We start from the raw sequence: 25758 nt of genomic DNA on the forward strand, positions 1-25758 counted from the left end.
TACCGAGGTCAGCGAAGGCAGGCGGGGGCCGCGGGGGCCGGCGGCCCGGCGGCGGCGCCGCGTGCCCGCAGGTGGGTGCGGGCGTGGGCGATCGCCTCGGGGGTGGTCGCGAAGACGTGGCCGTCGGCGCGCAGCGCGTCCAGGGTGCCGAGGGCGTCGAGGGGGCGATGGTGCTCGTCCCGGACGCCGGAGACCAGGACGAGCGTGCCGCGGCGGCGCAGCCGGCCGATGGCGTCGCCGAGGACGGTGGCGCCGCTGGCGTCGATCGCGCTGACCCGGGACATCCGCAGGATGACGACGTCGACCTCGGCGGCCTCGGTGAGTTCCAGCAGGAAGCGGTGCGCGGCGGCGAACAGCAGCGGCCCGTCGATCCGGTAGGCGACGATGTGCTCGGCGAGCAGCGCCTGCTCCTCGTCGTGGTGGTCGGCCGGCGGCAGGTCGGCGTGCAGCGGGACCTGTTCGACCCTGGCCGCCCGTGCGACCGCGGCGAGCGCCAGCACGCCGGAGACGAGCAGGCCGACCACGACCGCGGTGACCAGGTCGAAGGCCAGGGTGGCGGCGGCGGTGAGCAGCAGGACGGCGGCCTCGCCGCGCCCGGTCCGGGCGAGCGCCCGCAGCGAGCCGACCTCGACCATCCGCACGGCGGTGGCCAGCAGGACCCCGGCCAGGGCCGCGAGCGGGATCCCGGCGACCAGCGGGGCGGCGGCGAAGACGATCACCGCCAGGACCGCGGCGTGGACGAGGGCGGAGAGGCGCGACACCGCGCCGGAGCGCACGTTCACGGCCGTGCGGGCGATCGCGCCGGTGGCGGCGACCCCGCCGAACAGCGGCGCGGCCAGGTTGGCCAGGCCCTGGCCGAACAGCTCGCGGTCGCTGTCGTGCCGCTCCGAGACGCTCATGGCGTCCGCGGCGGTCGCGGACATCAGGGACTCCAGCGCGGCCAGTGCCGCGACGGCGAACGCGGAGGGCAGCAGGGCGGGGACGGCCGAGAGGTCGAGGAAGCCGAGCGAGGGCGCCGGGAGGCCGGCGGGCAGATGGCCGATGGTGGCGACCGGCAGGTCGGCGGCCCCCGCGGTGACGGTCGCGGCCACGACGGCGACCAGCGAGAAGGGCACGGCGGGTCGCAGCCGGGCGCCGATCAGCATCACCGCCGCCACCGCGAGGGCCAGGCCGAGCGCCGCCCAGTGCGGCGACGCGGCGAAGGCGCGCACCGACCGCGCGGCGACGACGGCGGGGTTGTCGCCGTCCGGCTTGCTCACCCCGAGTGCTCCGGGCACCTGCTGGAGGGCGATGACACCGGCGATCCCGAGGGTGAAGCCCTCCACCACCGGCACCGGGACGTAGGCCATCCACCGGCCGGCCCGGGCCAGTGCGAGGGCGACGAGGATCACACCGGCGAGCAGCCCGACGGTCAGGACGCCACCGGTCCCGTAGCGGGCGATGATCGGTACCAGGACGACGGTCATCGCCCCGGTCGGCCCGGACACCTGGAGGTTGGAGCCGCCGAAGAGCGCGGCGAGCGCGCCGGCGATCACGGCGGTGGCCAGCCCCGCCTCGGCGCCGGCGCCGGACGAGATGCCGAACCCGAGTGCCAGCGGCAGCGCGACGATCGCGACCGTCACCCCGGCGAGCAGGTCCTTGCGGGGCGAGCGCCCCATGGTGGCGACGGTCTCCCGGTTCGGCAGTACGGCGCGCAGCCGGCCGCGAACGGAGGCGGCGATGTTCACCCTGCCTCCCTCTTGCTCTTCCTCACCGGTGTTCTTCCTCTTCCTCACCGGCCTGCGGCAGGTCGGTGCCGATCCAACGGCACGACAGCATGTATGAACATGAAGAATTTTTCAAGTCGCTGATTCGGCATGCGCCGGATCCGGACAGTAGCGACCGGACCGGCGGCCGACGCCGTGGCTCAGCGGCGGTGGCGGCCCCGGTGGCGCGGGGGCGGGACCGCGCCCGGCGCCGGGGCCGGGAGGAAGAGCCGGGCGGCCTCGCGGCCGAGGTTGACGCCGATGGCGAGCGCCATGGCCATGGCGCAGGCGTGGGCCACGCCCCGCAGGCCGGTCACCGCGTCCCCGCGGACGAAGGCGAGCAGGGCGAAGTAGAGCACCGAGCCGGGCAGCAGCGGCCCGAGGGCCGCCGACACGTGCGGGAGCGCGGAGGTGCCGCGGTGGCGGGCCATCACCTGGCCGGCCAGGCCGACCAGCCCGGCGGCCAGGGCGGCGGCGGCGACCGGCTGCTGGCCCGCGCCGACCAGCACGCCGTAGGTCGTCCAGCCGGCCGTGCTGTTCAGCAGCACCGCGGGCAGCGCACCAGGTTCGGTGTTCAGCATCACCGCGAAGGCCAGGGTGACCAGCACGGCCGCCACCAGCTGCAGCGGTGGGTTGGAGGCCCCGACCGGGAGGTCGCGGGCCGCGAGGTCCGCGCCGTGGTTGATGCCGACGTAGAGCACGGCCGTCACCCCGATCACCACGCCGGTCATCATGTACAGCGCTTCGAGCATGCGGGCGGCGGCCGTCAGGTAGCAGCCCGCGAGTCCCTCCTGTGCCGCGGCGACCAGCCGCCACCCCGGCAGCAGCGCGTAGAGCCCGCCGGTGATCACCGCCGAGCCGCGCAGGTGCAGGCCGTTGAAGGACAGCAGGATGCCGATCAGCGCGGCCGGCGTCGCGGCCAGCACGAACTGGTAGAACTCCGGGAGGTCGTGACGGGCCACCAGCACGGCGAGCCGGTCGCCCACCAGGGCCGCGACGAAGGCGCTGGCGAACACCAGCCCGGCGCGGGCGTCGGTGCGGCCGCCGACCAGCACGGTGGCCGCCCCGGCCAGCAGCCCGCAGGACAGCGCGACCAGCCACCCCGGGTAGCGGTGGCCGGACCGGAGCCCGGCCGCGAGCCGGCGGTGGGCCTCCTCGACGTCGATCCCGCCCGCCGAGATCCTGGTGACCAGCCGGAAGAGCAGCGCGAGGCGCGCGTAGTCGCCGGACGGCCGGCGCACGGACCGCTCCACCGTCAGCGGCGGCTCGGCCGGGCCAGGCCGGTAGGAGACGGCGACCCGGGTGAACGTGACCTGCGGGTCGCACGGGTGGACGCCGTAGGCGCGCGCCACCGCGAGCATCGCCGCCTCGACGTCCTCCGCCGCCTCGCCGCTGGCCAGCAGCAGCTCCCCCACCAGCAGGGCGAGGTCGAGCACCGCCGCCACCTCGGCCGGATCCGGCCGGTCCTCGCCGGGGAGGTCGGGGAGCAGCGGGCGGGCGGCGGTGGGCATGCGGAGCAACGGGAGCATCCGGTCCGGCCAGGAGGTCGCGCCCAGCCCGGTGACGGCCGGGCCGTCCATGGGGGCGCGGGCCTGGAACGGCACCTTGTCCGGCCGCGCCGGCAGCCGGGACGGGCCGGCCGGACCGGCCGCGCCGGCGGGTCGGGAAGGGTCGACTGGTCCGCCGGGCTCGGCGCGTGGGCCCAGCTGTTCGTATTCCGGCATTGCCGCTCCCTGGCCGTCACCCCCCATGGAGTCGCCCAGTGTATGCGAACGACTACCCGGTGCGACCGCCCGGTGAACGCGCCACGCGTACGCAGGCGCACCGGGGTGGAGTGAGGGCGGACCGTTCGCGCCGGTCAGGTCGGGGCGCGCCACGGACACCGCCCGTCACCACCCCGGCAGTCGCCCTCCGGCAGACCTTCCGTGAGGCCGTTCAGACGAGCGGACGGCCGTCCCTGGCGACCACCCGGCCGGCCCGGACGACGACGTCGCGCGACGGGAGGTCGACGACGACCTGCGGGAGGCACTCGCCGGCCACCAGCATGAAGTCGGCGGGGGAACCCGGCCGCAGGGTGACGCGCGGCAGGTCGAGCAGGTCCGCGCCGCCGTCGGCGGCGAGCGCGAAGCAGTCGGTCAGCTCCTGGTCGGTGCGCGCGTCCGTGGTCCAGCCGAGCAGGTGGGCGCGGTGCAGCATGTCGGCGTTGCCGTAGGGGCTCCAGGAGTCGCGCACGCCGTCCGAGCCGAGGCCCACCCGCACGCCGCGCGCCTGGAGCTCGCGGAACGGCAGCACCTGGTGCGCCGAGGGGGCGACGGTGGTGAGGCCGACACCGGCCTCGGCCAGCCGGTCGGCGAGCTCGGCGAGCGGTTCGCCGGCCAGCTCCGGGACGCAGAAGGCGTGGCTGACCACCACCCGGCCGGCCAGGCCCGCGGCCTTGGTCCGGGCGACGATGTCGCGCAGCGGGTCGAGGCCGCGCCCGCCCCGGTCGTGCAGGTGGACGTCCAGCCGCAGGCCGTGACGTTCGGCCAGGTCGAAGACGAGGTCGAGCTGGGCGGGGCCCTCGCCGTCGGGCCCGCCGTCGAAGCCGGCCGGGTCGATGCCGCCGACCGCGTCGATCAGCCCGCTCGCCGCCACCTCGGCCAGCAGCTCCCCCGCGCCGGGCGTCCGGCGGACGCCGTGCTGGGGGAAGGCGACCAGCTGGACGTCCAGCGCCCCGGCCAGCCGCTCCCGTGCCTCGGCCAGCCCGGTCACCCCGGCCGGCCCGTAGGCGGGGGCGACGTCGACGTGCGCCCGCACGGCCCGGGTACCGGAGGCGACGGCGTGGGCCAGCAGCCGGTGGGCGCGCTCGGCGAGCGGGGTGCGCTGGTGGTGGTAGAGGTCGACGTCGCCCTGGACGTACTCGGGCAGCGAGCCGGCCGGGCGCCGGCTGTACCAGGGTTCGCCCCAGGCCGTCTTGTCCGGGTGGATGTGCGCGTCCACCAGGGTGGGCAGCGCGATCCGGCCCCCGCCGTCGACGACGGCCGGCTCGACGCCCTCCGGCAGGCGCTCGACCAGCACGCCGTCGACGGCGAACAGGTCGACGGGCCGTTCGGCGCCGTACGGTCGGACGTTGCGGAAGACGGTGGCGGCGGCTCCGGCCATGGGGAGTCAACCCTCTCTGCGTGCATGGTCGCTGCGGTGGTTCCGGGGTCACCGGGGAAGGCGGTCCGTCCACGGAGTGTCCGACGACCGTCCAACTGGCGAAACATCCCACCATTTCTTGCAACAGTCTGTTTATCATCCCCGGGTCCCCCCGTTTCCCACCCGGAGCCACCCGCGCATGACCACGCCGCCCGCCGCCCAGTCCTCCCGACCGCATCCGCTGCACGCGCTGCGGGCGTCCGCCTTCGCCATCGGGGCGCTGCTCCTGCTGGCCGGGATCGGTGTACTGGTCCACCAGCCCCTGCTGATCCCGCCGGTCGCCGCCAGCGCGGCCCTGGTGCACGGCGCGCCCGGGCTGCCGATCTCCCAGCCGCGCAACGTGGTCGGCGGTCAGCTGCTCGCCGCGCTGATCGGCTACGGCACCCTCGCCCTCACCGGCAGCACCGCCTGGGGCGCGGCGATAGCCGCCGGACTGGCGCTGGGCGCGATGATGCTGTGCCACCTGTCGCACTCCCCGGCCGTCGCCAGCGCCGTGGTCGTGGTGCTCCAGGCGCCGCACGCCTGGCCGTTCCTGCCGCTGCTCGTGCTCTCCACCGTGCTGCTGGTGGCGATCGGCCTGCTGCCGGGCCGGATCGGCGGCCATCCGGTCCGGTACCCGCTCTCCTGGTGACGGCGGAGGCGGGGGGTCATCCGATCGGATGACCCCCTTGTCCACCGGCCGGCTCCGGCGGACGGGCCGGGCGGGCGATCCCGCGCCCGGGTCCGAAGGTGCAGGCTGGGGCGGGTCAGGCCCGCGCCCCGGAGGAGACCCGCGATGACCAACCGCCCCGTGCCACCGGCGGCCGCCGCCACCGCGCTGGCCGCCGTCCTCCTGCTCGCCGGCTGCGCGGGGCCGACACCCGCACCCGTCGCCGCACCTGCGTCATCACCCACGCCGTCGGCCACTCCGTCGTCGGCAACACCTGCTCCGACCACCGCCGAACCGGCCCCCTCCTCCCCCGCCGCGCCCCTCCTGGTGAGCGACTTCGGCGCCGACACCGTCACCTTCGTCGACCCGGCCCGCCCGGGCGGCGCCGCCGACCTCGGCTCCGTGCGGGTCGGCACCGCCCCGTACGGGCTCGCCGTCGCGGCCGACGGCACCGCGTGGGTGGCCACCGCCGAGGGCGTCGCCGCCGTCGACACCGCCACCCGCACCCGCACCGCGCTGATCCCGTACCGGACCCGCACCGGCCCGGTCGCCACCGGCGAGTACCGGGGCGGCGGCATGGGCCTCGCCCTCTCCCCGGACGGCACCCGGCTCTACGTCGGCGTCAACGTCCCCGAGGGCAACGGCACCCTGGAGGTCGTGGACACCGCCACCCGCGCGGTCGTCCGGGTCGTCCCGGTCGGCCGCCGCCCCTTCGACGTGGACGTCTCCGCCGACGGCCGCCAGGTGTACGTCACCGGCCACGACTCCTTCGACGTCACCGTGGTCCCCACCGCCACCTGGGAGCCCCGCCGCATCGAGGTCGCCCCGTACGGCACCGAGGGCGGCCTCGGCTCCTGGCTCAAGCCGCACTACACCGCCGTCCGCCCGTCCGACGGCGCGCTGCTGCTGCCCTTCGAGGGCGAGCGGCTCGCCGTCGTCGACCCGGCCACCGGCCGCGTCACGGTCGAACCGATGACCGCCGACACCCACCAGCACGGCGCCGCCGTCGCCCCCGACGGCACCCTCTACGTGGTGGGCACCGGTCCGATCGACCCCGCCACGGACGCCGGTCCGTCCCTCACCATCCGCTCCCCCGACGGCTCCGAACGCCTGGTCCCGCTCGACGGCCCGCACGAGACCGTCACCCTCTCCCCCGACGCCCGCACCGCCTACGTCTCCGGCGGCTACACCCGCGAGGGCGGCTGGAACGGCCTCACCGTCGTCGACACCGCCACCGGCCGCGCCACCCGCCTGCCCGTCGGCCGCCTCCCGCTGGCCGTCGCCGTCCTGCCGGCCCCTCCCGGCAGCTGAGGCGCCTGGCCGATTCCCGGCTCGTGGGAGAGGATGCCGCCAACGGGAACAGGGGGGCGGTAGATGAACCACGAGCGCGAACTGGTGCGGCGGGTAAGGGAAACGGCCGTCGCGAACGGAGGGTCCGTGCTGGCGACGGCGCGGTGGCTGGGGAGGGAGCTGGGGCTGCCGGGTGCCCCCGGGGAGGACGTCGCGGACCGGCTCGGGACGCTGCGGTCCATCGTCTGGCAGGCGTTCCGGATCACCGGCGGGCAGGCCATCCTGATCATGGCCTGGTCCGGACTGGGGAGGGACGGCCGGCTCGACGAGGACGGGCTGGAACGGGAGGTCGGGCGGCTGCTGCCGCGGACCGGGGACCTCGACCACGGCGCCGTCGACCGGGACCGCTTCGCCCACCGGATGCCCCGGCGCATGCTGCTCACGGCCACCCAGGACGACCTCCCCGTGCACCTGCCGGGCGAGTCCCGGCTCGTGTCCTACGGGCATTCCCGACTCCTGGTGCTGCGCGGCCGGGCCGCGGGCCCGGACGGCGACGGCGCCCTGCTCGACGTCGAGTTCCAGGCCGTCCGGGGCATGCGGGTCCGGCCGGTGTACCGGGACCTCGTCATCGACCACGCCCCAGGATCCCCCGCACCGGGGACGGACGCCGAGGCGGTGGCCGCGATGGACGCGCTGCTGGGCCCGGATCCCGCCGGCAACGACCACCGGCTGCTGCTGGCCCACCGCGACGGGCGGGACTTCGTGGTCTGCCACCGCTTCCGCGTGCACCGGCCGGCCCCCGCGAAGGCCATGGCATGACCCGGGACGGGAACACCCCGGAACCGCCGGCCCGCAGGCGCCGACCCACCCTCGAGGAGATCCGTGAGGAGGACGACCGGAAGGAGCGCGCCACGGTCCGGGCGCTGCGGGAGTTCGCCGCGCGGCACGACGGCTCGGTCCACCGGACGCTGCGCGAGATGGCGGCCCGGCAGGACTGCGCGTGCGGCCCGGTGGAGAAGGCGGACGAGATCCTGACGCAGCTCGGGCTCGCCTTCGACCTGGACCCGGTCGACGCCACGCGCGCCGCCTGCTGGAGCGGCCTCGGGCTCGGCGGCACCGTCTCCGACGCCGAGCTGGCGGAGGCGGTCGGAACGCGGTTCGTCGCCCGCCCCGAGAACCTCCGGTTCGATTCCTCGGACTTCCGGAGGGCGGCCGGGCGGCAGGCCCGGACCAGGACTCCGCTCGGCGCCGAGGACGGCGCGAGCGGTCCGCCGGGCGAACCGCTCATCGTGCTGGACCACAGCACCTGGCTGCGCTCGTACACGGCGGAGGACCGCCGGCTCGTGCTGCAGAGCGGGGACGGCCGGCCCGGGTTCGGCCGGCTGGAGGTCGAGTTCCGCGACGTCCGGGAGATGACGGTCCTGCAGGAGTACGACGACTCGCTCACCGTCACCGAGGAACCGGGGCCCTGGCCGTACCGGCGCTTCCTGCTGACGGGCGGCCGAGCAGGCCGGGGAGCCGTCCACTGCGCGTCCGTGCACCTCTACCATTCCGAGCCCGCGGGGGCCGGCCGCCAGGGGGACGAGCCACCGGACCCCTGGGGGACCTGACCGGCGCACCCGCGTGCGGGCCGGGACGCGCTCCCGGCCCGCACCGCGACGGTCCCCCGTGATCGTGGGTGCGAGGCGGAGTACTACGCTGACGCCGATGGGACGTACGTCAACGAACGTCCTCGACAAGGGGGGCTGGGGATGACTCCGCTCGGGCTCGATGTGGCCACCTGGTGGTGGATCGCGCTGCTGGCGACGGGGGTGTACCTGTGCGTCATGGTGCCGCACATGCCGACCCCCGGGTACCGCGTGCGGACCGCGCTGGCGCCCGTCGCCATGATGCTGTTCGGGCTGGCGAGCTACGCGGCGAAGCAGATGGAGCCGGCCACCGTGCTGGCGATGTACACCTCGGTGGTGCTGGTCTTCCCCCTGGGGGCCGTCGGGCACCGCAGGAAGCTGGCGCAACGCCTGATGGCGGCCAAGGCGGCGGGCGAGTCCGAGGACGGGACCTGGCCGGTGGCCATGGTGGCGCAGACCTTCCTGGCCTGCGTGGTGATGATCACGGCCTACTTCCTGGTCAAGCCGTAGGCGCTCCCTTTCGGCTCACGCCGGGCGGCGGAGGGACGCGGCGGCGGGCAGAGTGGACCGCGTGCGCGATCATGCTCCACTGATGCGGCGGCGGGCGGTCCTGGTCGGCGGGCTCGGCGTGGCGCTCGGCGCCGCATGCGGCTGCTCGAACAGCGGCGGCCCGAACAGCGGCGGCTCCCGGGAAGGCGCCACGGCGACCGCCTCGCCGGCTCCCCCGGGCCCGGCCGGCGCGCCCACGACCGCACCCCTGCCGGCGGCCACGCCCTGGCGCCCCGGGCCCGGCGAGGTGCAGCCGGACGTCAAGCTGCGCGCGGTCGAGCTGATCGAGGCGCTGGGCACCTGGGGACCGGGCGGGCAGGGAGCGGCCGCGGCCCGGGAACGGGTGGCGGCCCTCGGACTCCCGCCGCAGCTCGCCGACCAGGCGGGACCGCTGCTGCCCGCCGACGCCGAGGCGGTGGTGGAGGTGATCGACGCCCAGTACGGCGGCATCCTCGCGGACTCGGCGAGCGTCCTGGTGGTGTGCCGCCAGTGGTCCGCCACTGGTTCCACCGTCACCGCCGGCGGGACGACGGTGGACGTCCGGCTGAGTGCGGCGAGCCCCCGCTGGACGGTCACCGCGCTCCATCCCGCCGACCCGGGGCCCGCCGCGCCGCAGCTGCCGACGCTCGCCGGCCGGGTGCTCGCCGAACCCCGGATCGTCCTGCCGCCGGCGGCCGTCGCCGACCTGCGCAGCGGCTCGGTCCACGACAGCGTGCTGCAGGCCATGCTCACCCTGGCCGGTCCCCACTCCTTCCAGGTCAGCGTGGTCCGCTCGGGCCACCCGCTGAACGTGTTCGGGACCGACCGGCCCAGCGACCACCCGGCCGGCCGGGCCTTCGACACCTGGCAGATCGACGGCCACGCCGTGGTCGACCCGGCCACCCCGCGCGACCTGGTCGAGGGTTTCATGCGGGCCGCCGCCGCGGCCGGCTCGTACAACGTCGGCGGGCCGCTGCTCCCGACGGGCGGTGCGACGGCCAACCAGTTCTTCACCGACGACACCCACCACGACCACGTGCACGCGGGCTTCCTGAGCTGATCCACGGGCGCCCGGACGCTCCGTCAGGACCAGGACGCTCCGTCAGACCCCGGCCGGACCGTCGGCGGACGGCGGCGCCGCAACACGCGCGGCGGCCGGCGCGGCCCCGGGCGCGAGGGCACGGGCCAGCCGGCGCAGCCCCCGCTCGGATCCGGATCCCGGGGCGGCGGTGTACACGGCCATCGCCGTGTCCGGATGTCCCGCGACGTGCAGTGCCTCGGCGGAGAGACTGAGCAGGCCCACCGCCGGGCAGGCGATCAGGACGTTCGCGTGATCGTTCTCCTGCACCACCTGTTCCGCCCAGAGCCGGCGGAACACCGCGCTGCACGCCCGCAGTTCGCCGATCTCCCGGGCGAGGCCGGGGTCGTGCGGCCACTTGCCGACCTCGCCCCGGAGGTAGGACACGGTCTCGCGGGCCTTCTCCTCCCAGTTGACGAACACCCGGCGGGCACGCGGGTCGGTGAAGACCAGCCGCCCGACGGTGCGGCGGTCCGGGTGGACGCGGGCGAAGTCGATGAACACGGCCGCCGCCAGCGCGTTCCAGGCCAGGACCGAACCGCCCCGGCCGACCAGGTAGGCCGGTGTGAGGAGCATCGAGTCCAGCACCCGCTGCATGCCCGACCGCCGGTCCGGGGGAAGGCCGGCCTCCGCGCGGTCGGTCGGGCGGGCGAGGCCGCGCAGGTAGCGGCGTTCCCCGGGGCTGAGGCGCAGGGCGTCGGCCACCGCGTCGAGGACGGCGTCCGAGACCCGCGACGCCTGCCCCCGTTCCAGCCGGGTGTAGTGCTCCACGCTCAGGGCCGCCAGCGCGGCGACCTCCTCGCGGCGCAGGCCGGTCACTCTGCGGATGCCGTGGGCGGGCAGCCCGACCTCGTCGGGGCGAAGCCTCGCCCGCCGGGAGACCAAGAAGTCACGGAGCGCTTCAGCGATATCCACAGCGGTGATTGTCACACCGCCCCCGCGGTCCACCCATACGCCGCGAGACCTACACCGGCGGACGGAACTCCGACCGTGGCGGTACTCGAACGTACGCGGCCGTAACCGTCGTCGGAGCCGCCGTTGCGCACAGGGACGGCCGTTGTGCCAGGGCACGCTCTGCCCTCCCTCGGGCGGGGACCGGGGCGCATCCTCGTTCCACCGGCTCCGTCTCCCGGCGGGCCGGCCCACAGGAGGAGGACCAGCCTTGGCCACCAGGACCACCACCCGGACCGGCAGCACCGGGACCGGCCGGCGGCGCGCGGTCACCGCGCTCGCCGCGCTCGTCGCCGTGTGCGGCATGACCGTCGGCACGGCCGCCACCGCCTCGGCGACGGCCGCGCCGCCCAAGAAGTGCAAGATCGAGGTCTGGTACCAGGACCACTGGGTGACCGTCTCGACCAGCTGCTGACGCCCTTCCGGCCCCGCGGCCCCGCCGTCCCCCGACGGCGGGGCCGCGGCGTTCTGCTTCATTGACGTTAATAATGCCCAGTATTAATCTGGTCGCATGGCAAGGACGTCGGCGGGCCATGAGACCCGCGAGAGGCTGCTGCGGGCCGCGGAGGAACTCTTCGCGACCCGGGGCGTCGAGGCCTCGCTGACCAAGGACATCGTCCGGCTGGCCGGGCAGAGCAACCCGTCCGCCGTGCAGTACCACTTCGGCTCCCGCGAGGGCCTGCTCGACGCGATCATGGCCGCCCGCCAGGAGCGCACCGAGCGGGCGCTCGCGCCGGACCTGCCGGCGCTCGCGGACGCGGACCTGCCGGGACTGCTCGGCGCGCTGGTCGCCGCTGAGGCCACCGAACTGCGCACCGAGCAGGGCCGGCGCTGCCTGCGGATCTCCGCGCAGATCAGCCACAACAGCGGCGTCCGCACCCGGACCCCGCACCCCACCCTGGCGGGCGGCGGCTACTGGCGGCTGATCGAGCTGGCCGAGGAGCGGATCTCCGCGCTGCCGGAGCCGATCCGGCTGGAACGGCTCGACCTCGTGCTCACCCTGATCGGCGCGGCGCTCGCCGACCGCGCGCAGCAGTACCTCACCGGATCCGCGCCGCTGACGGACGAGGAGACCTTCCTCGCCGACCTGGTGACGGTGTCCGCCGCCATGCTCGCCGCCCCCGCCCCCCGAAGGAGCACATCATGAACGACCTGACCGGCAAGACCGTCATCATCACCGGAGGCGCCCGCGGCCTCGGCGCCGAGGCCGCCCGGCTGGCCGTCGCGGCCGGCGGCAACGTGGTGATCACCGACGTCCTGGAGGACGACGGCAAGGCCACCGCCGCCGAGCTCGGCGAGCGGGCCCGGTTCGTCCGGCACGACGTGACCTCCGAGGAGGAGTGGCAGCGCGTGATGGACTTCGCGGTGGCGGAGTTCGGCGCGGTGCACGGCCTGGTCAACAACGCCGGCATCTCCACCGGCACGCTGCTGGCGGACGAGAGCGTCGAGCACTTCCGCCGGGTGCTGGACGTCAATCTGACCGGTGTGTTCATCGGGATGAAGACCGTCGTCCCGGCGCTGCGCGCGGCCGGCGGCGGCTCGATCGTCAACATCTCCTCGGCGGCCGGCCTGATGGGCCTGGCGCTGACGGCCGGCTACGGCGCCTCCAAGTGGGGCGTGCGCGGCCTCAGCAAGATCGGCGCGGTCGAGCTGGGCACCGAGCGGATCCGGGTCAACTCGGTGCACCCGGGCATGACGTACACGCCGATGACGGCCTCGGTCGGGATCCAGCGCGGCGAGGGCAACTACCCGAACACCCCGATGGGCCGGGTCGGCGAGGCCCCGGAGATCGCCACCGCCGTGGTCTTCCTGCTCTCCGACGACTCCTCCTACGTCACCGGCGCCGAGCTGGCGGTGGACGGCGGCTGGACCACCGGACCGACCGTCAAGTACGTCATGGGCCAGTGATCACGGGCCAGTGATCACGGGCCGGTGATCACCGGCCGGTGAGCCCCGCGCGGCCGCGCCGTCCCGGAGGGTGCCCGGGGCGGGGCGGCCGCGTTCCCGCCGTCAGGCCCGCGGGCCGTGCAGCAGCACGGGGAGCGTGCGGTGGCCGTTGGAGATCAGCGACTCCACCGGCCGCAGCTCGGCGTCCGGGGCGAGCACGAGATCCGGGAAGCGCTCGAAGAGCCTGCTCAGGGCGGTGCGGCCCTCCAGGCGGCCGAGCGGGGCGCCGAGGCAGAAGTGCACGCCGTGGCCGAACGCGAGGTGGTCCTTGTCGGCCCGGGTCAGGTCGAAGGCGGCGCCGTCGGTGTGCCGGGAGGGGTGGCGGCCGGCGGCGGCGTAGGAGGCGAGGATCGCCTCGCCGCGGCGGACGGTCACGCCACCGGGCAGTTCGATGTCCTCCACCGCGTAGCGCAGCGGCAGGTGGGCGACGGGCGCGTCGCGGCGCAGCGTCTCCTCGACCACGTCGTCCCAGCCGACCTTGCCCTCGCGCACCAGGGCGAGCTGCTCGGGGTGGGTGAGCAGGTTGGCGATGCCGTTGTCGATCAGGTTCACGGTGGTCTCGTAGCCGGCCGAGACGACCAGCAGCAGGGTGTCGAGCAGCTCCTGCTCGCTCAGTCCGGCGTCACCGCCGTCGGTACGAGAGCCGCCCCCCGCCTCGCTCTCGCAGGCGGCGATCAGCGCGGAGGTCAGGTCGTCGCCGGGCTCACGGCGCTTGGCGGCGATCAGCTCGCCGACCATCCCGTAGAACGCCACCCCGTTGGCCTCCGACTCCGCCGGGGTGAGCGTGGTGTCGAAGGCGCCGTCCACGTGGGCCCGGAAGCGATCCACCAACTCGTCGGGCAAGCCGAGGAGTTGGGCGATGACCCGGATCGGCAGCGGGTAGGCCAGGCGCTCGCGGAGGTCGACCGGCGTACTGGGCGGCGTCGCGGCGAGGTCGTCCAGCAGGGCCTCCGTCAGCTCCTCCACGCGCCCGGCGAGCTCGTTGATCCGGCGTGCCGTGAAGGCGGTGCCGACCAGCCGGCGCAGCCGCCGGTGGTCCGCACCGTGGGCGGTGAACATGCTGCGCACGGTCACCCAGAGGGCCAGCGGCCAGCCGGAGGAGAACTCGGGGAGCTCGGGCCAGTGCTGGTGGCCGTCCTTGGAGACCCTGGGGTCCTTGAGCAGCTCCTCCAGCAGGTCCGGGTCGGCCACCGCCCAGGCCTTCACCCCCAGGATGTCGACGGGCGTGGCCGGTCCGCGCGCGTGCAGCTCGGCGGTCTCGGCGTCGCGGTCACGGCCGGTCGGGTCCAGCACGAGACGGTCCACAGGGGCTCCTTCGGTCGTACGGCGCAGGGACGCGGCACGGCCCGGACCGTGCACGGGGACGAGCATGCCGCCGCGCGTCCGCCGCGTCGAGAGGGCCTTCGGGGTGCGGATGACACCCTTCCGGCGCACCACCCGAACAGCCGTCCCACCGTCAATTGACCGATGCGCGCGGTCGCTTCGCCGCCCACAGTGGCTGGTACCGGCCGATCCGGCCGCACCACGGAGGGAACGAGCATGATCGACAGGCGCACCTTCACCAAGGCCCTCGGACTCGGCGCGGGCACCACCGCGCTGTCCCTGGCCGGCCCGCCCGGGGCCGCGCGGGCGGCGGACGGCGACTCCGGACCGCGCACGGCGCCGACAGCGAACACCGGCTTCGCCCGGTCGGCGCAGGTCCGGGCCGGGCTGCTGGACGTCGGTTACGCCGAGGACGGCCCGGCGGACGGCCCGGTGGTCCTCTGCCTGCACGGCTGGCCGTACGACATCCACAGCTACGTCGACGTCGCCCCGCTGCTCGCCGCGCAGGGCTACCGCGTCGTCGTCCCCTACCTGCGCGGGCACGGCAGCACCCGCTTCCTGTCCGACCGCACGGTCCGCAACGCCCAGCAGTCCGCGATCGCGCTGGACGTCCTGGCGCTGATGGACGCGCTGGGCGTCGAGCGCGCCGTGGTGGCCGGCTTCGACTGGGGCTCGCGCACCGCCGACATCCTGGCCGCGTTGTGGCCGGAGCGGGTGAAGGCGCTGGTCTCGGTCGGCGGGTACCTCATCACCGATGTGAAGGCGCAGCAGGAACCGCTGGCAGCCGCCGCCGAGCACACCTGGTGGTACCAGTTCTACTTCGCCACCGAGCGCGGCCGGCGCGCCATGGCGGATCCGCGCCGGCGCGACGACCTGTGCCGGCTCGTCTGGGACACCGTCTCCCCCACCTGGTCGTTCGACGACGCGGTCTTCGCCCGCACGGCCACCGCCTTCGACAACCCCGACTACGCGGCGATCGTGGTGCACAACTACCGCTGGCGGCTGGGCCTGGCGGACGGCGAACGCCGCTACGACCGTCTGGAGGAGCGGCTCGCCGCGCACCCGCGGATCGCCGTGCCGACCGTCACCCTCGACGCCGGGCGCGACCCGTTCACCGCCCCGGGCGACGGCTCCGGCTACCGGCGGTACTTCACCGGGCCCTATCTGCACCGCACCCTGCCGGAGGTCGGCCACAACGTGCCGCAGGAGGCGCCCGCCGCCTTCGCGCGGGCCGTCCTGGACGCCGACCGGCTCTGAACTCCGCAGACCGGCGGCACGGGCCCGTCGGTCCGTCCGCGGCCTTTCCGCCTGCGGATCCATCCACCTGCGGCGCCGGGCCCGTGCTGCTACAGTGGCGAGAACATTGATCTTTCGCTGAGGAGACCGGACATGGTGGTGGACGACGACATCTCCGGGTGATACCCGGACCGACAGGCCGCTCGCCGGTGCGCTGAAGCACCGCTGCCGCGGCCCGGCTGTCGTCCCCTCCTCCCCCTTGTCCACTCAGGGGACAGGTGTGTCCTTCCCTGCCCCTGAAGCCGTCACCCCGTGAGGTCACCTTCATGTCCGGCGCTTCCGTCGTCTGCTCCACCCTGTCCTTCTCCTGGCCCGACGACACCCCCGTCTTCCAGGACCTCTCCTTCGCCGTCGGCACGGGCCGCACCGGCCTGGTCGCGCCCAACGGCAGCGGCAAGAGCACGCTGCTGCGGCTGATCGCCGGCGAGCTGCGGCCCACCGCCGGGTCGATCACCGTGGACGGCGCCCTCGGGTACCTGCCGCAGACCCTCCCGCTCACCGCCGGGCTGACCGTCGCCGAGGTGCTGGGCGTCGCGGAGATCATCCGGGCCATCGACGCGGTGGAGTCCGGGGACGTCGACGAACGGCACTTCACCACCATCGGCGACGACTGGGACATCGAGGAGCGCACCCGCGCCCAGCTGGACCGTCTGGGCCTGGGCTCGCTCACCCTGGACCGCACGCTGCGCACCCTCAGCGGCGGCCAGATCGTCTCGCTGGGCCTGGCGGGCCAGTTGCTGAAGCGGCCCGACGTGCTGCTGCTCGACGAGCCCACCAACAACCTCGACCTGGACGCCCGGCACCGGCTCTACGACACTCTGGAGGACTACCACGGGTGCCTGCTGCTGGTCAGCCACGACCGGGCGCTGCTCGACCGGATGGAGCGGATCGCCGAACTCGACCGGGGCGAACTGCGCCTGTTCGGCGGCAACTTCACCGCCTACGAGGAGGCCGTGCGGGCCGAGCAGGAGGTCGCCGAGAAGAACGTCCGCAACGCCGAGCAGGAGCTGAAGCGGGAGAAGCGGGAGATGCAGCTGGCCCGCGAGCGGGCCGACCGCCGGCAGAGCAACGCCGCCCGCAACCTCAAGAACGCGGGTCTGCCGAAGATCTTCGCCGGGAACATGAAGCGCGGCGCTCAGGAGGCCGCCGGACGGGCCGGCCAGGTGCACGCCGGGCGGGTCGGCGAGGCGAAGGCGCGGCTGGACGAGGCCGGGCGGGCGCTGCGCGAGGAGCAGCGGATCGTACTGGAGCTGCCGGACACCCAGGTGCCCGCCGGGCGCACCCTGTTCCTCGGCGAGGGGCTGCGCGTACGGCTCGGCGAGCGGGAGGTCTTCACCGGCCCCGGCGTCGACCTGACCGTCCGCGGCCCGGAGCGGATCGCGCTGACCGGCCCCAACGGCGCGGGCAAGAGCACGCTGCTGCGCCTGCTCACCGGCGACCTCGCCCCCGAGGGCGGTGAGCTGCGGCAGGCCGACGGGCGCGTCGCCTACCTCTCGCAGCGCCTGGACCTGCTCGACCCGGACCGCACCGTCGCGGAGAACTTCGCCGCGTACGCCTCGGAGCGGCCGGAGGCGGAGCGGATGAACCTGCTCGCCCGCTTCCTGTTCCGCGGCGCCCGGGCGCATCTGCCGGTCGGAGTGCTGTCGGGCGGCGAGCGGCTGCGCGCCACGCTGGCCTGTCTGCTGTGCGCCGATCCGGCCCCGCACCTGCTGCTGCTGGACGAGCCGACCAACAATCTCGACCTGGTCAGCACCGGGCAGCTGGAGAACGCCCTGAACGCCTACCGGGGCGCCTTCGTGGTGGTGAGCCACGACGAGCGCTTCCTGAGCGGGATCGGCATCACCCGCTGGCTGCGGCTGGCCGACGGCGAGCTGCGGGAGACGGCGGCTCCGGTGCGCTGACGGCCACGGATGCCGGGGCAGGGGCCGAACGGACGGCGGTCGGCCCCTGCCCCGGCCTCCGCCGCGCACCGCCGCGCACCGCCGCCGGGGCGACTACCCACCGGTACCGGTGCGCGGCGCGGCCCGCCGGGGAACGCTGCGCCGGATCGGCGCACAGCCGCGCCCAAGGCCCCGGGAGCCGCCCATGCCGCCGTCCATCCGCCGCTCCGCACCGGCCGCCGCGCCCGCGGCCAAGCGCGCGGGCCTGCGCCGCCTGGGCGAGTGGTGCGCGCGTCACTCGCTCCTGGTCATCGTGCTGTGGATCGTGGCGCTGGCCGCCGTCCAGGCCGCCAACCGGACGGTCGGCGGCAGCTACTCCGACGACTTCTCGCTGCCCGGCACCCAGGCGGCGCAGGGCAAGGAGGTCCTCCAGGCGCACGAGCCGGCCGCCGCGGGCACCAGTTCCCAGGTGGTGCTGCACGACGCCGCGCCGCTGACCGGCTTCGCGTCGCAGATCGGCCAGGCCGTCTCCGCGCTCCAGGCACTGCCGCACGTGCTCGGCGCGCAGAACCCGCTGCCACCGCCCGGGCAGCCCGCGCCGCCCGGCGGGCCGCTGTCGGCCGACGGGCTGACCGGCTACATCACCGTCCGGTTCGACACCAACCCCACCCTGCTCGGCGACGACTACCTGACCGGCGTGGACGCCGCCGTCGCCCCGCTGCGGGCCGCCGGGGTGCAGGTGGAGTACGGCGGGCCGTTGGGCGAGCTGGCCCGGCCGGCGCCGGACGACCGCTCCAGCGAGGCGATCGGCTTCGCGGTGGCGATCGTGGTGCTGCTGGTCGGCTTCGGCAGCCTGCTGGCGGCCGGGCTGCCGCTGCTGACGGCGCTGTTCGCGGCGGTGGTCGGCCTCGGTGCACTGGGGCTGATCGCCGCACTGTCCACCTTCGCGACGGTGGCGCCCACCCTGGCGACCATGATCGGCATCGGCGTCGGCATCGACTACGCCCTGTTCCTGCTCACCCGGCACCGGCAGAACCTGATGGACGGCGTGGACCCGGTCGCCTCCGCCGGGCAAGCTGTGGCCACCAGCGGGCGCGCGGTGCTGGTCTCCGGCTGCACGGTGATCATCGCACTGTCCGGGCTGTCGGTGTCCGGCATCTCGTTCATCGCCAAGCTCGGGGCCGCCGCCGGGGTCACCGTGGTGACGGCGGTGCTCGGCGCGCTCACCCTGCTGCCCGCGCTGATGGGGTTCATCGGCCGCCGCATGGACCGCGTCTCCATGCGCCGGCCGGTCGCCGAGAGCGGCGGCGCGCGCGGCGAGGAGGCCACCGGTGCCTGGCACCGCTACGCCCGGCGGGTGGAGGCGCACCCCTGGCGCTACCTGGTCGCCGGCGTGGTCGTGCTCGGGGTGCTGTCGATCCCGCTGTTCTCCATCCAGCTCGGCCACATCGACGACGGCGCGGACTCCACCGACTTCACCGACCGGCGCGCCTTCGACCTGATGTCCCAGGCCTTCGGCCCGGGCTCCAACGGGCCGCTCACCCTGGTCGTCGACCAGGGCGCCGTACCGGCCGACGACCGCCCCGCCGTCCAGGCCTCGGTGCAGCAGGCCCTCACCGGCCTGCCCGGCGCGGCGAGCGTCGGCCCGCTGCAGACCAGCCCCGACGGCGTGGTGCTGTTCAACACCGTCGTCCCGGCCACCGCGCCGCAGGACCGCGCCACCACCGACCTGGTGAACCGGCTGTCGGACACCGTGCTTCCGGACGCCGTGGCCGGCACCGGCGCGACGACGTACGTGACCGGCAACACCGCGGCCCAGGTGGACTTCCTCGACATCGTGTCCAGCCGGCTGGTGCTGATCATCGCGGTGGTCGTCGGGCTCGCCTTCCTGATCATCCTGGCCGTCTTCCGCGGCCTGCTGGTCGCGGTCAAGGCCGCCGTGCTCAACCTGCTGTCGATCGCGGCCTCGTACGGGGTGGTGGTGGCGGTCTTCCAGTGGGGCTGGGGCGGGCCTGCGCTCGGGGTGGCCGGGAAGGTACCGATCGAGAGCTATGTGCCGATGATGATGTTCGCCATCGTCTTCGGACTGAGCATGGACTACGAGATCTTCCTGCTCTCCCGCGTGCACGAGGCATGGGTGCGCACCGGCCGACCGCACGACGCCGTCGCGCACGCCCTGGAGATCACCGCCCGGGTGATCACCTGCGCCGCGCTGATCATGGTCAGCGTGTTCGCCGCGTTCATCGTCAGCGACAACATCGTCATCAAGATGATGGGCCTCGGCCTGGCCGTCAGCGTGCTGGTCGACGCCACGATCGTGCGCCTGCTGCTGGTGCCCGCCGTGATGACCCTGCTGGGCGCCGCCGCCTGGTGGACGCCGCGCTTCCTCGACCGGATCCTGCCGCACATCGACACCGAGGGCGAGGGCGAGAAGGTGTAGACCTCGGGGGACGGAGGGCGTGGAACACGCGGTTCCGGGTGGCGGAGGGGGCATGCCGTGCCGGCACCCGGAGTCGAGGAAGCGTACCGGTAGGGCGCGCGTCCAGGTGTCCCGGCGCGCGGATGGGGCAGACGCGCGGGCGTGAATCCGATCGAACGCGCCCTGCGCGCGGTGGACCGCTTCCAGCAGCGCCACCGCCCGCCCGCCTTCGTCTTCGGGGTGATCAAGAAGTACGGGGACGACCGCGGCGGCCTGCTCTGCGCGCTGCTCACCTACTACGGCTTCGTCGCGCTGATCCCGCTGCTGCTCCTGCTCAGCACCGTGCTCGGCTTCGTCCTGCACGGTCACCCCGGGGCGCAGCAGGCGGTCGTCAACTCCGCGCTCGCCGACTTCCCGATCATCGGCGACCAGCTGCGCCAGAGCACCCACTCGCTCCAGGGCAGCGGGCTGGCGCTGATCATCGGTGTGCTCGGCCTGCTCTACGGCGCGCTCGGCGTCACCCAGGTGCTCCAGCACGCGATGGCCGAGATCTGGAACGTGCCCGGCGTTCGGCGGCCCGGCTACTTCCCCCGGCTGGCCCGCGGACTGCTGCTGTTCGCCGTCCTGGGCACCGGGCTGGTGCTGACCACGGCCGGCGCCACGCTGGTCGGCACCACCCTGGGCGGGCTGCCCGCGCGGATCGGGGCACTCGTCGTCTCGGCGCTGCTGAACACGGCGCTCTGCCTGGCCTGCTTCCGGGTGCTCACCCCGCGCGACGTGCCGACCCGGTCGCTGTGGCCGGGCTGTCTGCCGGCCGGGCCGCTGTTCACCGCGCTGCAGGCGTTCGGCTCGCTGCTGGTCGCGCACGAGCTGCGGCACGCCGGGCAGGTCTACGGCTTCTTCGCCACCGTGATCGGCCTGCTCTTCTGGCTCTACCTGACCGCGCAGGTCACCGTGTACGCGGCGGAGACCGACGTGGTGCTCGCCCGTCGGCTGTGGCCGCGCAGTCTGCTCCAGCCGCCGCTGACCGCCGCCGACCTGGACGTGCTCGCCTTCGTCGCCCGGCAGGAGGAGCGCCGGCCCGAACAGCGGGTGGACGTCTCGTTCCACGACGTGGGCGCGACGGAGCCGGAGGGCCAGAAGCGGAGCGGCGGGGAGCCGGAGGGCCAGGAGCGGGCCGACAGGGAGGCGGAGGGCCCGGAGCCTGACCACGGGGAGGCCGACGGCCGGGCCGGCTGAGGGGGGCGCCCACCGGTCGACGGGCTCGACGGGTTCGGCGGCCGCGGTGGGGTCGGAGCGCTCGGCGTCCGCGCGGGTGGCACGGATCGCACGGCGGCGACCCGGCGATGTCAGTGCGGTCTGCTTCGATGACCGGGACAGCGACCGGGACTGACAGCGGAACCCTTCGAAGGAGACCTTGTGGGCACGTGGGGCAGCGGGAACTTCGAGAGCGACACGGCCCTGGACCACCTGTCGACCGTCATCGACCGGCTCGTCGACGAGGTCGCCCAGGCGATGGCGGGCGACCTCGTCGAGCTCGAACCCGACGAGTACTGGGGCGTCGCCGTGCCGTGCAACCTCGAACTGCTGCTCTCCCTCGCCCGGGTCGGCCACGGCGTCGGCGACCTGCCGGAGGCCCACGTGATCATGCAGTGGAAGACGACGTTCATGGCCGTCTGGGAGCGGAGCATCGACGGCATGGAGCCCGCCCCGGGCTTCAAGGAGGAACGCCGGGCGGTCCTGAACCGCACGTTCGACCAGCTGGCCGAGGCCATCACCCGGAACGCGGCGGCCGATCCGATCGTGCCCGGCTCCCCGGAATAGCGGACCGCGGCCCCCTCGTTCCCAACAGTCGATCAGAAACACGGCGGACCGCTCCCTGTCGGCCCCGTGCCGCAGACTGAGGCCGAACACTCGGCAGACCTAAGGATGAGCCCTCATGACCGACCGGCCCCTGACCCTGATGGCCGTGCACGCCCACCCCGACGACGAGGCCACCGGCACGGGCGGTGTGCTCGCCCGCTACGCGGCCGAGGGCATCCGAACGGTGCTCGTCACCTGTACCGACGGCGCCTGCGGAGACGGCCCCGGAGGAGTCAAGCCCGGCGAGGCCGGACACGACCCGGCGGCCGTCGCCGCGATGCGCCGTCAGGAGCTGGCGGACAGCTGCGAGGTCCTCAAGGTCAGCCACCTCGAAATGCTCGACTACGCGGACTCCGGGATGATGGGCTGGGCCGCCAACGACGCGCCCGGCTCGTTCTGGACCACGCCGGTCGACGAGGCGGCCGCCCGCCTCGCCGAGCTGATGCGGCGCTACCGGCCCGACGTCGTCGTGACCTACGACGAGAACGGCTTCTACGGCCACCCCGACCACATCCAGGCGAACCGCATCACGTCGCGGGCGCTGGAGCTGGCCGGCACGACGCCGAAGGTGTACTGGACGACGGCCCCGCGCTCGATGATGGCGCGGTTCGGGGAGGTCATGCGCGAGCTCGGCGCGGACTGGGACGAGCCGGGCTCCGCGGACTCGGAGATGCCCGAGATGCCCGAGATCGGCCTCCCTGACGAGGAGATCACCACCTGGGTGGACACCACCGAGTTCGGCGGCCAGAAGTTCGACGCCCTGGCCGCGCACGCCAGCCAGGGCGAGAACATCTTCTTCCTGAAGATGGGCAAGGAGAAGTTCACCCAGCTGATGGGCGTGGAGACCTTCGTCCGGGTCCACGACACCACCGGCGCGGAGCTCCCCGAGAACGACCTCTTCGCAGGCCTGCGCTGAGCGGCCCCCACCCTGCGGCGCCCCGCGCCGATGACCGATGAGCCGTCGCCCGGCCGGGCGACGGCTCATCGGTCGTCAACGGCCTGCTTCTGGAGCAACTCGCGCTGCCCACCGGATCGCTCCAGGTCAGGACCACCCCCTCGATCCCTGCGGACCCGCCCTGTTGCGACCGCGGCGCACCTGCACTGTCTTGTCGGCAGGAGGGCCCAGCGCCTACGGTGTTCCCCGCCGTGGTGCTCGGGAAGACCGGTGGCGGCCCGTGAGGGCCCAATCCGGCGCGGCCCTCGCCACTGTGAAGGGAAGTACCCCCGACGTGCCCGCGACCGACGCGGGCAGTCACCGGTGCCGCACGGCGCACGGGAAGACGAGTCAGGGGTGCGCTCCGCCCTGCCCGGACACGGGTGCGGCGGTACACCCGAAGCCAGGAGACCGGCCACGGCGCGCGCAGTACCCCCCGGCCCCGCCCGGGGGTGCCCCCCATCGAGGAGCTGGAGAGGCCGCCCGTCATGACCCTCACCGACGACACGTCGTCATCGACCCTGCCCAGGGCCCCGCGCTGGCAGCGCGGGGACACCGTCCGCACCGGCGGCCTGCTGGCCGTCATCGCCGCCATGCACGTCGTCGCCTTCGGCACGCTGTTCCTGCTGGTCGCCCCGGAGAGGTACGAGGTCGGCACCCAGGTGTTCGGCGTCGGCCTGGGCATCACCGCCTACACCCTCGGCATGCGGCACGCCTTCGACGCCGACCACATCGCCGCCATCGACAACACCACCCGCAAGCTGATGGCCGACGGCCGGCGCCCGATCTCGGTCGGCTTCTGGTTCGCGCTCGGGCACTCCAGCATCGTCCTGGCGATGGCCGCCCTGGTCGCCGGCGGCGCCCGGTTCGCCGGCACGCTGGTCGACGACGAGTCCACCGTCCGCAGCGTCCTGGGCGTCATCGGCACCGGTGTCTCCGGCACCTTCCTGTACCTGATCGCCGCCCTCAACCTGTTCGCCCTGGCCGGCATCCACAAGGTCTACAAGGCCATGCGGGCCGGGCAGTTCGACGAACGGCAGCTGGAGAAGCACCTCGACGAGCGCGGCTTCATGAACCGCTTCCTCGGCCGCCTCACCAAATCGATCACCCGCCCCGGCCAGATGTACCCGCTCGGCGTGCTCTTCGGCCTCGGCTTCGACACGGCCACCGAGGTCACCCTGATGGTGATGGCCGGCTCCGGCGCCGCCTCGGGGCTGCCCTGGTACGCGATCATCTGCCTGCCGCTGCTCTTCGCCTGCGGCATGAGCCTGTTCGACACCCTCGACGGCACCTTCATGAACTTCGCCTACCACTGGGCGTTCTCCAACCCGGTCCGCAAGGTCTACTACAACCTCACGATCACCGGCCTGTCGATCGCCGTCGCCTTCCTGATCGGCACCATCGAGCTCGTCGGCGTGCTCCACGAGAAGCTCGACCTCACCGACCCCGTCACCACCTGGATCGCCGACATCAGCCTCGACAACGTCGGCTACGTCATCGTCGGCCTGTTCGTCGTCGTCTGGGCCTGCGCCCTCGGCTACTGGCGGCTCGGCAACGTCGAGCAGCGCTGGAGCGCCCGGGTGGAGAAGACCGGCTGACGCCTGTCCGGACCACGCCGCATCCCGACCGGGGCCCGGCACGGCCCCGGTCGGAGCGGGCCCGATCAGAACCTGCGCGCCTCGGTGACCTGGTTCAGGTGGACGAGGACGTCGTAGGCCCGGCCGATCGCGAGCTGCGGCAGGGGGTCCTTGACGAAGACCGTGCCGGCGTCGTAGGTGGGCCGGCTGACGTCCAGCCAGTCGCGGGCCGCCCGGGGAGCGGTGCGCAGGTCGACGTAGTAGTCCCGGTAGCGGACCCGGTCGAGGGTGTACTCGTTCATGTCCGGGGTCGCCGCCGGGACGGTGACGGTCTTCCAGTCGCCGGTCAGGACCGCGTCGGTGGTGAGGAAGGAGCCGCTGTCGAAGGTGAAGCCGATGGCCACGTAGTCGCCGCCGTAGGTGTCGCGCAGCTGGGAGCCCTGCGGCTCGGGGTACAGGAAGGTGTCGGTGGACAGGTAGCCGGCGTGGCCGTTGTGCGCCGACATCAGCACCTTGCCGCCGGTGCGGCGCTGCCACCATGCGGTGTTCTCGGCCATCGCCCGGTCGCGCAGTTGCTCCGAGGCGGCGACGGAGGCCGGGTCGGCGAGGTCGAAGGTGGCGAAGGCGAAGGTCTGGGCGATGTTGCGGGCGTGCTGCACGGCCCACTCGTACGCGTCGTCGCCGGGGGTTCCGCTCGCGGTGACCAGGTCGAGCGCCTGCTGGGCCCTGGCGGCGTTCTCCCGGCGCTCGGCGACCGGCCTGCCGATGTAGGCGAGGAGGTCGTCCAGGGGCCGCAGGCCGGCGTAGAGCCCGTCGAGCTGCGGCAGAGCGGCCGGCCAGGCCTGCCGCACGTAGGAGGTGACCCGGTCGAAGGCCGGGTCGCCGAGCCTCGGGAGGCCGAGGTCGTCACCCACGAAGTGGACCGGGTTCTTCGGGTGGCTCCGGTTGTGGGCCCGCATCCAGGCGATCAGGTCGACGAACTCCTCGCGCTCCCAGGGGCTGCCGCCCAGGGCCTCCTTGACGAGCTGCCGGGCGTCTCCCGGGCCGCCCTGGACGTACTCGTCGATCTGCAGACCGCTGGTCCAGCTGGTCTCCAGGGCGAAGCTGGTGAAGCCCTTCTCCTCGACCAGGTAGCGGAAGAGCCGCTGCTTCATCGCGAAGAACTCGTGCGAGCCGTGGGTGGCCTCGCCGACGCCGACCACCTTGGCGTCGCCGATCATCGCGCCCAGCGCGTTCAGGTCGGCGGTGCGGCCGCCGGCTTCCGTGGTGCGCAGCGGCTGGGCGACGCTCTGCAAGGCTCGCACGACCTCGGCCCGGCGGGCGTCCTCGGCGTTCACCCCCGCCGTGGCCGCCGGTCCCACCGGGGCGGCGACCGCCGCCACCGGGGCCAGCACGGCCGCTGCCGCCACCGCCGCCGTCGCCGCCAGCAGTCCGTGCCGCCCGATCCGCTTGCTGCCCGTCATCGTTCCG

At 74.3% G+C, this 25758-nt stretch carries 22 protein-coding genes and 1 riboswitch; of the genes, 16 read left to right on the forward strand and 6 right to left on the reverse strand.

Features of this window, described 5'->3' with window-relative positions:
• Window positions 1-8: 8 nt before the first annotated feature.
• The 3 genes from ACFVVU_RS10315 to ACFVVU_RS10325 form a co-directional block, all read right to left on the reverse strand.
• Complete coding sequence (locus ACFVVU_RS10315) at window positions 9-1658, reverse strand: SulP family inorganic anion transporter (protein ID WP_387789211.1); 1650 nt, start codon at window positions 1656-1658, stop codon at window positions 9-11.
• A 248-nt stretch (window positions 1659-1906) separates the two neighbouring features.
• The gene (locus ACFVVU_RS10320) at window positions 1907-3469 is read right to left on the reverse strand and encodes a threonine/serine exporter ThrE family protein (protein WP_380684675.1); all 1563 of its coding nucleotides are present in this window, start codon (window positions 3467-3469) and stop codon (window positions 1907-1909) included.
• Window positions 3470-3680: 211 nt separating this feature from the next.
• Window positions 3681-4886: an amidohydrolase gene (locus tag ACFVVU_RS10325; RefSeq protein WP_380684676.1), complete on the reverse strand. Its 1206-nt coding sequence runs from the start codon at window positions 4884-4886 to the stop codon at window positions 3681-3683.
• A 178-nt stretch (window positions 4887-5064) separates the two neighbouring features.
• Between ACFVVU_RS10325 and ACFVVU_RS10330 the strand changes: the two genes are divergently transcribed.
• The 6 genes from ACFVVU_RS10330 (at window position 5065) to ACFVVU_RS10355 (ending at window position 10080) form a co-directional block, all read left to right on the forward strand.
• Entirely contained in the window at window positions 5065-5556 is a 492-nt protein-coding gene (locus ACFVVU_RS10330; protein ID WP_387789129.1) for an HPP family protein, read from the forward strand.
• 144 nt (window positions 5557-5700) lie between these two features.
• Complete coding sequence (locus ACFVVU_RS10335) at window positions 5701-6885, forward strand: hypothetical protein (protein WP_387789131.1); 1185 nt, start codon at window positions 5701-5703, stop codon at window positions 6883-6885.
• A gap of 63 nt (window positions 6886-6948) precedes the next feature.
• Window positions 6949-7683 (forward strand): hypothetical protein, encoded by a 735-nt coding sequence (locus ACFVVU_RS10340; RefSeq protein WP_387789132.1) that lies wholly within the window; start codon window positions 6949-6951, stop codon window positions 7681-7683.
• Complete coding sequence (locus tag ACFVVU_RS10345) at window positions 7680-8474, forward strand: hypothetical protein (RefSeq protein ID WP_387789133.1); 795 nt, start codon at window positions 7680-7682, stop codon at window positions 8472-8474. The genes ACFVVU_RS10340 and ACFVVU_RS10345 overlap by 4 nt, the downstream gene beginning before the upstream one ends.
• A gap of 141 nt (window positions 8475-8615) precedes the next feature.
• On the forward strand, window positions 8616-9002 hold the full coding sequence (locus tag ACFVVU_RS10350; protein ID WP_387789134.1) for a hypothetical protein: 387 nt from the start codon (window positions 8616-8618) through the stop codon (window positions 9000-9002).
• A 61-nt stretch (window positions 9003-9063) separates the two neighbouring features.
• On the forward strand, window positions 9064-10080 hold the full coding sequence (locus tag ACFVVU_RS10355) for a hypothetical protein (RefSeq protein WP_387789136.1): 1017 nt from the start codon (window positions 9064-9066) through the stop codon (window positions 10078-10080).
• Between the two features lie 42 nt (window positions 10081-10122).
• Here ACFVVU_RS10355 and ACFVVU_RS10360 read toward each other — a convergent pair whose 3' ends face one another.
• Complete coding sequence (locus ACFVVU_RS10360; protein WP_380684683.1) at window positions 10123-11013, reverse strand: helix-turn-helix domain-containing protein; 891 nt, start codon at window positions 11011-11013, stop codon at window positions 10123-10125.
• A gap of 247 nt (window positions 11014-11260) precedes the next feature.
• On the opposite strand from ACFVVU_RS10360, the gene ACFVVU_RS10365 reads away from it, so the two are divergent.
• From ACFVVU_RS10365 to ACFVVU_RS10375, 3 genes are all read left to right on the forward strand, one after another.
• Window positions 11261-11464, forward strand: a complete 204-nt coding sequence (locus ACFVVU_RS10365) for a hypothetical protein (protein WP_380684684.1) — start codon at window positions 11261-11263, stop codon at window positions 11462-11464.
• A gap of 96 nt (window positions 11465-11560) precedes the next feature.
• A complete protein-coding gene (locus ACFVVU_RS10370) occupies window positions 11561-12196 on the forward strand; it encodes a TetR family transcriptional regulator (RefSeq protein ID WP_387789138.1) in 636 nt (211 codons plus the stop codon).
• Window positions 12193-12957 (forward strand): glucose 1-dehydrogenase, encoded by a 765-nt coding sequence (locus ACFVVU_RS10375; RefSeq protein ID WP_387789140.1) that lies wholly within the window; start codon window positions 12193-12195, stop codon window positions 12955-12957. The genes ACFVVU_RS10370 and ACFVVU_RS10375 overlap by 4 nt, the downstream gene beginning before the upstream one ends.
• Before the next feature lie 102 nt (window positions 12958-13059).
• Here the strand turns inward: ACFVVU_RS10375 and ACFVVU_RS10380 are convergent, their stop codons facing one another.
• Complete coding sequence (locus ACFVVU_RS10380; RefSeq protein WP_387789142.1) at window positions 13060-14301, reverse strand: cytochrome P450; 1242 nt, start codon at window positions 14299-14301, stop codon at window positions 13060-13062.
• Window positions 14302-14535: 234 nt separating this feature from the next.
• On the opposite strand from ACFVVU_RS10380, the gene ACFVVU_RS10385 reads away from it, so the two are divergent.
• From ACFVVU_RS10385 to ACFVVU_RS10415, 7 genes are all read left to right on the forward strand, one after another.
• A complete protein-coding gene (locus tag ACFVVU_RS10385) occupies window positions 14536-15576 on the forward strand; it encodes an alpha/beta fold hydrolase (protein WP_387789143.1) in 1041 nt (346 codons plus the stop codon).
• Between the two features lie 305 nt (window positions 15577-15881).
• Window positions 15882-17516: a ribosomal protection-like ABC-F family protein gene (gene abc-f, locus ACFVVU_RS10390; protein ID WP_387789145.1), complete on the forward strand. Its 1635-nt coding sequence runs from the start codon at window positions 15882-15884 to the stop codon at window positions 17514-17516.
• A 184-nt stretch (window positions 17517-17700) separates the two neighbouring features.
• Window positions 17701-19935: an MMPL family transporter gene (locus tag ACFVVU_RS10395; protein ID WP_387789147.1), complete on the forward strand. Its 2235-nt coding sequence runs from the start codon at window positions 17701-17703 to the stop codon at window positions 19933-19935.
• 141 nt (window positions 19936-20076) lie between these two features.
• The gene (locus tag ACFVVU_RS10400) at window positions 20077-21153 is read left to right on the forward strand and encodes a YihY/virulence factor BrkB family protein (RefSeq protein WP_387789149.1); all 1077 of its coding nucleotides are present in this window, start codon (window positions 20077-20079) and stop codon (window positions 21151-21153) included.
• A gap of 180 nt (window positions 21154-21333) precedes the next feature.
• Entirely contained in the window at window positions 21334-21738 is a 405-nt protein-coding gene (locus ACFVVU_RS10405) for a DUF4259 domain-containing protein (RefSeq protein ID WP_387789151.1), read from the forward strand.
• A gap of 115 nt (window positions 21739-21853) precedes the next feature.
• Window positions 21854-22693: a PIG-L family deacetylase gene (locus ACFVVU_RS10410; RefSeq protein WP_380688487.1), complete on the forward strand. Its 840-nt coding sequence runs from the start codon at window positions 21854-21856 to the stop codon at window positions 22691-22693.
• 214 nt (window positions 22694-22907) lie between these two features.
• Window positions 22908-23146, forward strand: a riboswitch (cobalamin riboswitch).
• Between the two features lie 53 nt (window positions 23147-23199).
• Window positions 23200-24309 (forward strand): HoxN/HupN/NixA family nickel/cobalt transporter, encoded by a 1110-nt coding sequence (locus ACFVVU_RS10415; protein WP_380688204.1) that lies wholly within the window; start codon window positions 23200-23202, stop codon window positions 24307-24309.
• A 65-nt stretch (window positions 24310-24374) separates the two neighbouring features.
• On the opposite strand, the gene ACFVVU_RS10420 is transcribed toward ACFVVU_RS10415, so the two are convergent.
• Window positions 24375-25751: an erythromycin esterase family protein gene (locus ACFVVU_RS10420; RefSeq protein WP_387789153.1), complete on the reverse strand. Its 1377-nt coding sequence runs from the start codon at window positions 25749-25751 to the stop codon at window positions 24375-24377.
• Window positions 25752-25758 lie beyond the last annotated feature (7 nt).

It is taken from the genome of Kitasatospora sp. NPDC057965 (assembly GCF_042887135.1).
Lineage (GTDB): Bacteria > Actinomycetota > Actinomycetes > Streptomycetales > Streptomycetaceae > Kitasatospora.

Bases quoted from the DNA above. Each gene is read 5' to 3' on its own strand.
- ACFVVU_RS10315 (WP_387789211.1), bottom strand. From the start codon at position 1,658: ATGGGGCGCTCGCCCCGCAAGGACCTGCTCGCCGGGGTGACGGTCGCG.
- ACFVVU_RS10320 (WP_380684675.1), bottom strand. From the start codon at position 3,469: ATGCCGGAATACGAACAGCTGGGCCCACGCGCCGAGCCCGGCGGACCA.
- ACFVVU_RS10325 (WP_380684676.1), bottom strand. From the start codon at position 4,886: ATGGCCGGAGCCGCCGCCACCGTCTTCCGCAACGTCCGACCGTACGGC.
- ACFVVU_RS10330 (WP_387789129.1), top strand. From the start codon at position 5,065: ATGACCACGCCGCCCGCCGCCCAGTCCTCCCGACCGCATCCGCTGCAC.
- ACFVVU_RS10335 (WP_387789131.1), top strand. From the start codon at position 5,701: ATGACCAACCGCCCCGTGCCACCGGCGGCCGCCGCCACCGCGCTGGCC.
- ACFVVU_RS10340 (WP_387789132.1), top strand. From the start codon at position 6,949: ATGAACCACGAGCGCGAACTGGTGCGGCGGGTAAGGGAAACGGCCGTC.
- ACFVVU_RS10345 (WP_387789133.1), top strand. From the start codon at position 7,680: ATGACCCGGGACGGGAACACCCCGGAACCGCCGGCCCGCAGGCGCCGA.
- ACFVVU_RS10350 (WP_387789134.1), top strand. From the start codon at position 8,616: ATGACTCCGCTCGGGCTCGATGTGGCCACCTGGTGGTGGATCGCGCTG.
- ACFVVU_RS10370 (WP_387789138.1), top strand. From the start codon at position 11,561: ATGGCAAGGACGTCGGCGGGCCATGAGACCCGCGAGAGGCTGCTGCGG.
- ACFVVU_RS10375 (WP_387789140.1), top strand. From the start codon at position 12,193: ATGAACGACCTGACCGGCAAGACCGTCATCATCACCGGAGGCGCCCGC.
- ACFVVU_RS10385 (WP_387789143.1), top strand. From the start codon at position 14,536: ATGATCGACAGGCGCACCTTCACCAAGGCCCTCGGACTCGGCGCGGGC.
- abc-f (WP_387789145.1), top strand. From the start codon at position 15,882: ATGTCCGGCGCTTCCGTCGTCTGCTCCACCCTGTCCTTCTCCTGGCCC.
- ACFVVU_RS10395 (WP_387789147.1), top strand. From the start codon at position 17,701: ATGCCGCCGTCCATCCGCCGCTCCGCACCGGCCGCCGCGCCCGCGGCC.
- ACFVVU_RS10410 (WP_380688487.1), top strand. From the start codon at position 21,854: ATGACCGACCGGCCCCTGACCCTGATGGCCGTGCACGCCCACCCCGAC.
- ACFVVU_RS10415 (WP_380688204.1), top strand. From the start codon at position 23,200: ATGACCCTCACCGACGACACGTCGTCATCGACCCTGCCCAGGGCCCCG.
- ACFVVU_RS10420 (WP_387789153.1), bottom strand. From the start codon at position 25,751: ATGACGGGCAGCAAGCGGATCGGGCGGCACGGACTGCTGGCGGCGACG.